Origin of the sequence: Thermosipho sp. (in: thermotogales) (assembly GCF_020054775.1) — a bacterium.
GTDB lineage: Bacteria > Thermotogota > Thermotogae > Thermotogales > Fervidobacteriaceae > Thermosipho > Thermosipho africanus.
This window is the reverse complement of record NZ_JAIHAP010000095.1, coordinates 1-7,233: the sequence shown is the minus strand read 5'-3', so window position 1 is coordinate 7,233 and position 7,233 is coordinate 1. Positions and strand designations below refer to the sequence as shown.

6 protein-coding genes are annotated in these 7,233 nt (G+C 31.6%); 3 read left to right on the top strand and 3 right to left on the bottom strand.

Going from position 1 to position 7,233, the window contains the following annotated elements:
- Nucleotides 1-212: 212 nt before the first annotated feature.
- Nucleotides 213-1,070, top strand: a complete 858-nt coding sequence (locus tag JG780_RS10320; RefSeq protein ID WP_287570552.1) for a DNA adenine methylase — start codon at nucleotides 213-215, stop codon at nucleotides 1,068-1,070.
- A gap of 1 nt (nucleotide 1,071) precedes the next feature.
- Here JG780_RS10320 and JG780_RS10315 read toward each other — a convergent pair whose 3' ends face one another.
- The 3 genes from JG780_RS10315 to JG780_RS10305 form a co-directional block, all read right to left on the bottom strand.
- Nucleotides 1,072-2,361 (bottom strand): DNA double-strand break repair nuclease NurA, encoded by a 1,290-nt coding sequence (locus JG780_RS10315; RefSeq protein ID WP_287570550.1) that lies wholly within the window; start codon nucleotides 2,359-2,361, stop codon nucleotides 1,072-1,074.
- A gap of 15 nt (nucleotides 2,362-2,376) precedes the next feature.
- The gene (locus tag JG780_RS10310; protein WP_287570549.1) at nucleotides 2,377-4,425 is read right to left on the bottom strand and encodes an ATP-binding protein; all 2,049 of its coding nucleotides are present in this window, start codon (nucleotides 4,423-4,425) and stop codon (nucleotides 2,377-2,379) included.
- 746 nt (nucleotides 4,426-5,171) lie between these two features.
- Nucleotides 5,172-5,855, bottom strand: coding sequence for a hypothetical protein (locus JG780_RS10305; protein WP_287570547.1), 684 nt, complete (start codon nucleotides 5,853-5,855; stop codon nucleotides 5,172-5,174).
- Between the two features lie 193 nt (nucleotides 5,856-6,048).
- Here JG780_RS10305 and JG780_RS10300 point away from each other — a divergent pair, with 193 nt between their 5' ends.
- Together JG780_RS10300 and JG780_RS10295 are read left to right on the top strand one after the other, a co-directional pair.
- Nucleotides 6,049-6,438: a helix-turn-helix domain-containing protein gene (locus JG780_RS10300; protein ID WP_287570545.1), complete on the top strand. Its 390-nt coding sequence runs from the start codon at nucleotides 6,049-6,051 to the stop codon at nucleotides 6,436-6,438.
- A 5-nt stretch (nucleotides 6,439-6,443) separates the two neighbouring features.
- Nucleotides 6,444-7,233, top strand: a 790-nt coding sequence (locus JG780_RS10295; protein WP_463274148.1) for a hypothetical protein, incomplete at its 3' end; no start/stop codon positions are given.

Sequence of the window (7,233 nt, the reverse complement as noted above, 5' to 3'; positions counted from 1 at the left end):
TGTTAACTAAGATGGGCTTAAGGTTATATATGATTTGTTCCAAATCCTATATCTACATGATTTTCATTAGGTGTTGCATTTAATATTGCAATTTATAAAATTTTTTGTTTTAATAAATTTCGGGTTTTCCTCTTGACTTTTATTTTATAACTATCGATAATGTTAAAAGAAGTATCTTCTTTATTTTGATAAAAATAAAGGTGGAGGTATAAATGAAAACTTATTCTCCTTTACGATATCCAGGCGGTAAAGGATTTTTATATCGCTTTGTTGCTGAAATAATCGATTTTAATTCATTGAATGGCTATAATTATGTTGAACCATACGCTGGTGGGGCCGGTTTAGCATTAGCATTGCTATTCAATAAAAAGGTAGAAAGGATAATTTTAAATGATATAGATCCAGCTATATATTCTTTGTGGTTTAGTATTTTAAATTATCCAGAAGAACTGTGTCAGATGATAGAAAAAACGTCGATAACTATTGAAACTTATAAAGAAATAAAGAAAAAATTTAAAGAACCAACTGATATATTAGAATTAGGTTTTGCTACACTTTTCTTAAATAGAACTAACCGTTCCGGTATACTAAACGCTGGCCCGATAGGAGGATACTTACAAACCGGGAAATACAAAATTGGTTGCCGTTTTAACAAGGAACGAATTATTGACATTATTAAGAATATATCCGCAATGAAGAATAAAATAGAAATATACAATTTGGATGCTGTTGATTTTTTGAATAAAGTTATCAACAACAGAAAAAAACTTTTTGTTTTCTTAGATCCACCGTATTATCATAAAGGTAGTGAACTTTATACTAATTTTTATAAAAAAGAAGACCATGCTTATTTAGCTCATTTTGTTTTAACCAATATGGCAAATATTCCTTGGGTAATGACGTATGATTTAGCAAGTGAGGTTATGGGATTTTATTCTGAAAAAATACCTTATATATTCATCGATGTTACTTACACGGCAGGAACTATTAAGAAAAAACAAGAGATAATGTTTTACAACAAAATAATAGTCCCTTCTAGAATTGAAGGGACGGAAAATATTGTTTTTTAAATTATTGTTGTTTGACATAACTTTTAGTAAATATTTCTAAGATTTTAACACCAGGGTTAAGACTTATAGAGGCAAATTTATGTGCCAAAGCAATTGGTAAAACCGCATCTTCATAAAGGTCAATACTAATTCTATTGAGTAAATCTAATACCACTGGTAAAGTATCATAAGCTTCATGTTTAAAGATATATTCTTTAAAAGCCACGTCTGTTTTTTCTGGGACTGGGTATGGAAGTGAAAGGACATATTTTTTACCTTTCTTTTGAACATATTTAAAACGATATTCATCATTTACAAGCATAAAAGAATTATAAGGAATATTAATACCCTGTTGTTTTAGTTTTTCTTCTAAAATAGTAAAATGGTCTTTTAGCCTTCCGCTTTTGATAATACCGAAATACACAAATCCTTCGCTTTTAAGCTGATGTAAATATTGAAGTATATGTGCATGAAGTTTAGCAGGTTCTCCATAAAGGGCAAGAGGACCATCTATTATAAAAGCAGTATTTTTTAAAAGATTTCTCAGGAATGAGTTATTTTGTATTGTTTGTATGAGGTTTAAAACAACTAGATGTTCGTTTACTTGCGAGAACCTAGAAAGAATAGAACCTGTTCCCCATTCTTCATCTAATGCTTCATGAAGACGAAGCCAATCAGAAAGATATATATCTTCACCACAAGTCGGACATTTACCAACATAGCTATTTAAACTGTTCAAATCCCACTCAATATTTCTATGGCATTCAGGGTTAGGACATAAAAAAGAAATCTTGTCATCTTTCGATTTTAGGATAATATATAGGGTATCAAGCAAAGACAAACTATTAAATGGCTTTTGTGAAAAAAATTCATAAAGAGCTAATCTTATAGATTGAATTGGGCTAAGATTGTTTTTTAATATAACATTATGCCCAGGAGTTACGAAAGTAAGTAAAGAAGAATTAAACATATCGTTAAATTTTTGAGGATCAATAAATTCGCTTGAAGCAAGAGAAGATTTCTCCTCAAGGTCAACAATAGAAACACTGAAATTAACAATACCCACTGTAGCAGAAGGAATGTTGTTATTTAAAGGAATCTCTACCGAAGAACTATCTACAGTAAAAACAAACTTAATTCCATGAGATGCTTTCTCTACTTTAACTTGCTGAAACAACTTAATTATATCATCCCCCTGGAGTGCAGGAACTTCATATGCTATTTTAAATTCCTTAAGTTTTTCTATAACTTTTGGATTTTTAATAATACGTTCATGGGAAATTTTATTTGAAAACTCATTTATGTATGGCATACAATAAGCAGGAGGTTAATATTGGACTCCTGCTCCCTCCTTTCTACCTTGGATACCAGATGGTTGGTAAAGGCTGATTTGTACTGGACAAACAAAATTTGAGGAAAAAGTTTTTACTCTTGCAAATCCTTTATCTTTAGCTACCGTAATAGATTCTTTAAAATCTGCAAAGTCATAATAACGTATCACTGTCTTTACTTCATCTTCATTATTTAAGTGCGTAACAAACCAATTTTCAGTATTGGCCAAAATATTTCTATTGATGGTTGAAGGTTCTTGTGTTGAATAAACCAAACCTATGTTATATTTTGCGCCTTCTTTGGCTATTCGAGGCCAGATGTCGGTAGGTTCCATATCTTTTCCTATAAGGTTGTGAGCTTCTTCAATATATAGAATTACATATGGAGGTTCTTTGGCTTTGGTAAATAATTTCTGATTTTCTGAGAATATAAGAGTAGCAATTTTTGTACTCAAAAGCTTCCTAATTTCTTCACTGCCATATACCATATCAATCAGTATAGTTTCTCCGTTTTTTATTTTTTTTAGAATTTCGTCAAAATAAGTATCAGCATCAGACAAATGGAATCTTTCTAAATGTATCCTCCGCAAGTGTCCATAACCTACTATTGATTTCCCTTGAGAGTTTTTCTTTACTGCAAAATTGAGTAATGTTTCGAAATCCTCTCGGTACAATTGATTTCCAGTTGATGTCTTTATTTCATTTCTTCTGTCGTGGATCTTATTTAGGATAAGCTCGAATTCTTCAATTGTAAATGTTGTTTTTTTATAAAGACTAGGTTCTATTCCATCAAGTTGCTTTAGAATGGTTGCGCCAAATGGATTGGGAATTGGGGTATCAATTCCCAATACTTTAGCCAATATATATTTATAAAGAGCTTTAATTCTTTCAGATCTTTTTACTTCAGCATAATCATTAGAATCGATATTATAGTAAGCATACATGTCAATACCTAAAAATGCTTCTAAGTCTGTAGATGTACTTATGCCTTGACTCCTTAGCAGTGATACAGCTAATTCGTGAGTTATTCCTAAATCTTTAAATAAATCAAATTGTAAACTCCTTATTGAATTATTACCTGTATTAATATTGGGATTGAAAGTAAGAATAAAACAATCATCAATATCAGTAGAAATAGCTCCTTTATCTTGAGGATTAATGTATATATACTCACCATTTACGTCAAATATAACTTGAGCTACTTTTTTACCATGTTTTTGGGCCGCTTCTTTAATAGATTTAATTAGAATTTTAACTGTGTTAGATTTTCCTGTTCGTGTCATACCAAAAAGTGCTGTTCTGCGAGCTAAAAAATCGTTTGGATTTATATAAACCTGAGCTGATTTTCCTTCTTTCTTTTGTAACCGCTGTGTTGATGTATAACGGACATGACCAAAGGGAACAAGGTCGCTTAAATTAATACGAGTTTCTGCAGATACTTCTTGTATTTTTTTTCGAGTTTCAAAATTTACTATATTTTCTAGTCCTTCTACTGATGGTTTATACACATATAAAATTTTGGCTCCGTAATAATTTTCGAGATCTGATCCAAAAGTAAGGCTTCCGTATTCATCAAAATAAAACGTACCAAGAACACGACATTTGAGACCAGCATACTGTATTTCATTTCGTGACAATTCATCGAAAATAACACCGTCATGTAATTCTTTAGTTTCTAAACTCTTAAACTTATCAATTTTTGTTGCTAACCATATATCCTTACTGGGGAGCTCATATTCTTCTGTAACGCGCAGTAGAATTATTTCTGGATCTTCGTCAGAGGTTACATTTACTTTGAGTTGATGAGAAAGATTATCAAAGGTTGGTTTTAACCAATTAGGAGACGCTGCAAAGAGAAAACTATTATGAGGTATCCCATTTGCCCGCTCTTTCCATGCATCATTAGTAAGTACTGTGAAAGTAGAATAGGTTACATCGACCGCAAAACCAACAAAGCGAGCATTTTGAACAATACTTTCAATCTCTTGAACAATGATTGATTTTTCACTCATTTGTTGAATGATATTTGTAAAACTATTTTGCAAGCCTAAAACCTCCTTACCAGAAGAATTTTAACTACCTACGTATATTATACCAAAATGTAATAAGGATAGGAAAGGACTGCACATATAATACGTTAGGGGCTACTCTAAATCTCATTTGGAAGATTAGGTCTTTACTCTAAGAAGGGAGCTTCTTTTTTTCAGCAACTCAGGTCAATGAAACATAAAGCTAGTATATCTTTATAGGTTGATGATAGTTCTCAAAAAAATTGATTTTATCTTTTACGTTACAATCAAAAGGAGATGAAAGCTTGAATACTCTTTATACTGCCGGCCTAGCTGCCGGTATTTTCTTTGGGATAGTTTTGGGGCTAGTAATAAGTTTTGCTGCTTTTATCAGTTTAAAAGGCTATAAAAATTAAAAATTTTGTAGAAAGGTGTGATTTTTAATGAAAAAATTTAAAGCTTTTAATTTTAAAGGTATTATATTGTTAATAATATTCACTTCTTTGATACTAGATATGTTTTTCTATATCTATATCAAAGGACTTCCTCATATAGAAATAGTCCCAGCAATTATTGCATTTACAGTGTTCCAATTAGCTTTCATATCCCTTATACTTCTAATTAGTGGGAGCAATTTCTATATTCCACCTTTTTACTTTTTTATCTCCATATTTTCATCAGCAGGTTTAGCATTATTCTTTTATGAGTTGTTGGTAACACACATATTTTGGGCAATTTTAGGGTTAGTAATATTCTTGATTCTCTTTTTTCTTCTCATAACTTTATTCCAATAGTGCGGCTTTTATATACTCAGCATACTTGATTTGATAATCAAACATTTGTATGTAGTAAAGTCTATACGATTTAAATATTTCTACTGTAACATAAAAACTTATTAAAACAATTAAATAACTTATAGTAAAAATAAAGATATACTTGTATATATGCAAATTCAAAAAGTTACCAGTTTTTTTAAATATCTCAACAAGTGTGTTTGCCAAAAAACCAATTAAAAAACTCATAATCTGCATTGTTCCATTTATAAGATTCGGCATACTAGATGAATGCATTTCGCTTTGTAGAGTTTCTCTATTATTAGCACTTTCTGTAATTATTTTGGATAATCGCATTGCTGCAAAATGTTTTAGCGAATATTCACAGGCGATATTGATGATTTTTTGACGTATAAGAGCCTTATCTAAATTTTTTAACCATGTTTCAATTGGCAGTAATATTGCAAAGAAAATAAAAGATATAAAAGGATAAAACAGATATTTCATAAAATAATTATCATCTAAAAGATAGATATTCAGGGTATAGAAGTAAGTCCCTAGAAAACTCATAAGAATAAACCATCTTAGTATAAACAAATACATTGGATAACATTTTGTAAATAATACAAATTCAGATTGGATTCTATTTACTTCTTTACATCTGATATAAAACCTTTTAATCTTATCAACCATACTTTATACACCTCCAACTTTTATTTCGACAATTATTGGATTTTATTTAAAAAACAGTTATATCATCTACACTTTTTATACACCGCCGGCCTAGCAGCCGGTATTTTCTTTGGCATAGTTTTGGGGCTAATAATAGGTTTTATTTTAATAACTTCAAGAGAAAGTAGAAGGTGAATAAAAGGAGGCTGTCTTCATGTCAAATTTTACTGCCAGATTTGGTGAGGTTATTGTAAGAAGCGGGATTGCCAGCATCCCGGATGCTGTTTTTTCTTTTCAAAAAGAACTAGGCCTGTCTGTGGGAGAGTGCTGGTTTATAGCGCAAATCCTGCGTTTCAAGTGGACGACAGAACTGCCAAGACCCTCACTAAGAAAAATGGCAGAGTACACTGGAGTTTCTGAGCGCACTCTGCACAATTACAAAAACTCTCTCATAGAAAAAGGCTATCTTCGCGTCATCAGCCGTACTAATGAACGTGGTGGACAAATAGCAAACTACTACGACTTCACAGGCCTTTTCGAAAAAATTATATCACTTCTTGAAGTAAAAGAGGATAGGAATATTAATAACATTATTGGAGAGTGAGAAAAATGACAGACTCCACCGTAAGGAGTAAACTTCTTTTCGAGGAAAACCCGATAGTAGTTGATAAAACATTAGCCAAAGTTATTGGTCTTAATGAAGCAATTGTCCTTCAGCAAGTGCATTACTGGCTTGTATATAATTCAAGAAACCAAATAAACTTTATTGATGGCAAGTACTGGACTTATAACAGTATAAAAGAGTGGCATGAACAATATTTTGATTTTTGGAGTTATGATACTGTTAAAAGGACTTTTCAAAAACTTGAAAAAATGGGACTATTAATTTCTGCGAAATTCAACGACGATAAGTTAGACCAAACAAAATGGTACACAATAGACTATGAAAAACTGGATTTGTTATACGATGAGTATGAAAAGAGAAGTGCTGCCCAATGCATTGGTGCAAATTGCACCAATGGAATGGGGCAAAATGCACCAATGCATGAGTGCAGTTTGCCCCAATGTACTTATAATAACAAATATAAACATACAAATATAAAACAAACAAATATAAACAACAACAACCCGCAAAGCGGAACAAATTCCCAGCCTTCGGCTGGGGTTGTTGTTGAAATAAATGAACTATACAAAAAAGTTACAGGGAGAGATAAACTCTCCTTTTTTGCTGCCCTTCTAGAGGTATATCCTGCAGAAAAGATAATGAACGCTGTAGCTTATTTAGAGAAAGCAATGTCCAGAAGCAAAATTGACAATCCAGAAGGTTTTGTCATTTCAGCACTTAGAGATAACTGGGACACACAGCCGTTTGAACATAAGACTCAAAAAGGATTCCCTG